Consider the following 2,552-nt stretch of genomic DNA (forward strand, 5'->3'; position numbering starts at 1 on the left):
GACGCGGGGGGCGGGCCTGGCCCGGACGGCGTACGTCCGCCTCCGGGAGCCGGGCGCGTGCGTCCCGGCGGCGGGGGTCCATGGTCCGGCGTCGGCCGCGCGGTCCCGGTGGTATCGCGTCGTGACCCGGGCGCATCGCGCCCAGGGCGGTGCGGCGGGTGCGCCGGGCGCCGGTCCAGGCACCCCACACGTCGGTGCCGGGACGGGCGCGACGCAGCAGGGCGGTCACCGCGATCAGCCAGGCGGCTCCCGCCAGGGCGAGGACGACGGCCGCCGTGCCCGTCGGATGGGGGATCGAGAGGTGCTCAGGCATGTCGAACAGTAGACACCGAAGACAGCACAGTCCGGGACTTTCATCCCGGACCGTGACGTATCTCGCAGGTGGTGCGCGTCCCCCGAAGGGCGCCCGCGCGGTGGCGGGTTACGCCGCGACCGGCTGCTTACGCTCCGCCGCGGCGGCCGTGCCGTTCTCCGCGCCGGGTGCCGCGGCCCCGGTGACCGGCTTGCGCAGGCCCTTGAGGACGATGACCAGGGCGGTCGTGACGCACACACCGGCCGCGATGGCGACCAGGTAGAGGAACGGGTTGCCGATCAGCGGGACCACGAAGATGCCGCCGTGCGGGGCGCGCAGCGTGGCGCCGAAGGCCATCGACAGGGCGCCGGTGACCGCGCCGCCCGCCATCGAGGCCGGGATGACCCGCAGCGGGTCCGCCGCCGCGAACGGGATCGCGCCCTCCGAGATGAAGGAGGCGCCCAGGACCCAGGCGGCCTTGCCGTTCTCGCGCTCGGTCGGCGTGAAGAGCTTCCTGCGGAGGGTGGTCGCCAGTGCCATGGCCAGCGGCGGGACCATGCCCGCGGCCATCACGGCGGCCATGATCTCCATCGCGGAGTCGCTGGGGTCCGCGACGGCGATACCGGCCGTCGCGAAGGCGTACGCGACCTTGTTGACCGGGCCGCCGAGGTCGAAGCACATCATCAGGCCGAGGAGGACACCGAGCAGGATCGCGTTGGTGCCGGACAGGCCGGCCAGCCAGTCCGTCATGCCCTTCTGGGCCTCGGCGATGGGCTTGCCGACCACGACGAACATCAGGAAACCGACGACGATCGAGGAGATCAGCGGGATCACCACGACCGGCATGATGCCGCGCAGCGCCGTCGGGATCCTGATCCGCTGGATCGCGAGGACGACCGCGCCCGCCAGGAGGCCGGCGACCAGACCGCCGAGGAAGCCGGCGGCGATGTTGGAGGCGATCATTCCGCCGACGAAGCCGGGGACGAGACCGGGGCGGTCCGCCATGCCGTAGGCGATGTATCCGGCGAGGACCGGGATGAGGAAGCCGAAGGCGACCCCGCCGATCTGGAACAGCAGGGCGCCCCAGCTGTCGACCTGGGTCCAGGAGAAGTGCTCCATGACCGAGGGCGCCTTGTTGATCTCCCAGCCGCCGATCGCGAACCCGAGCGCGATCAGCAGACCGCCCGCGGCGACGAAGGGGACCATGTAACTGACGCCGGTCATCAGCCACTTGCGGAGCTTGGTGCCGTAGCCGTCGCCGGACTCGCCGGCCCGTTCGACGGGCGTACCGCCCTTGCCGGCCGCGGTGATCTCGCCGCGCTCGGCCCTGCCGCGCACGTCGGCGATGAGTTCGGCGGGCTTGTTGATGCCGGCCTTCACGCCGACGTCGACCGTCGGCTTCCCGGCGAAGCGGTCCTTGTCGCGTACGGGCACGTCGTGGGCGAAGATCACGCCGTCCGCCGCCGCGATCACCGCCGGGTCGAGGCGGGTGAAACCGGCCGAGCCCTGTGTCTCGACGACCAGTTCGACGCCCGCCGCACGGCCCGCGTTCTCCAGCGACTCGGCGGCCATGTAGGTGTGGGCGATGCCGGTGGGGCAGGAGGTGACGGCGACGATACGGAAGGGGGGTGCGTCGGGTGCGCCGGGTGTGGTGGGGCTGGCCGTTGTGGCGTCGGCGGAGGCCGCCGCCGACGCCACAACGGTGTTCTCGGGGGCGCTCGCGCCCTCCGCGGGTGCCTCGGCCGGCTCCTCCCCGCGGATCAGTGACGCCGCGGCGTCCGCGTCCTCCGCCGACCGCAGCGCGTCGGTGAACTCGGCGTTCATCAGCTGCCGGGCGAGGGCGGACAGGATCGTCAGGTGGGCGTCGTCCGCTCCGGCCGGGGCGGCGATCAGGAAGATCAGGTCGGCCGGGCCGTCCGGCGCGCCGAAGTCGATGCCGGCGGCGCTGCGCCCGAAGGCGAGCGTCGGCTCGGTGACATGGGCGCTGCGGCAGTGCGGGATGCCGATGCCGCCGTCGAGGCCGGTGGGCATCTGGGCCTCACGGGCGGCCACGTCGGCGAGGAAGCCCTCCAGGTCGGTCACCCGGCCCAGGGCCACCATGCGCTCGGCGAGGGATCGCGCCGCTGCTTCCTTGGTGCTGGCGGACAGGTCGAGGTCGACCAGGTCCGCGGTGATCATCTCGCTCATCGCGGGCTCCTTCGCTCGCGTATCGCCCGGGTGGTGTGCTGGGCGCAAAGGGGGACGGGGGTGCTGTGGGGGG

At 73.2% G+C, this 2,552-nt stretch carries 2 protein-coding genes; both read right to left on the reverse strand.

The features are described from left to right. Window positions 1-313: hypothetical protein (locus tag BZL64_RS37435; RefSeq protein WP_208639609.1), on the reverse strand; the 313-nt coding region annotated here is incomplete at its 3' end. Window positions 314-421: 108 nt separating this feature from the next. Beyond that, the gene (locus BZL64_RS37440; RefSeq protein ID WP_086773440.1) at window positions 422-2,479 is read right to left on the reverse strand and encodes a PTS fructose transporter subunit IIABC; all 2,058 of its coding nucleotides are present in this window, start codon (window positions 2,477-2,479) and stop codon (window positions 422-424) included. Window positions 2,480-2,552: the final 73 nt, after the last annotated feature.

Origin of the sequence: Streptomyces bobili, assembly GCF_002154575.1 — a bacterium.
Taxonomy (GTDB): domain Bacteria; phylum Actinomycetota; class Actinomycetes; order Streptomycetales; family Streptomycetaceae; genus Streptomyces; species Streptomyces bobili.

Bases quoted from the DNA above. Each gene is read 5' to 3' on its own strand.
- BZL64_RS37440 (WP_086773440.1), bottom strand. From the start codon at position 2,479: ATGAGCGAGATGATCACCGCGGACCTGGTCGACCTCGACCTGTCCGCC.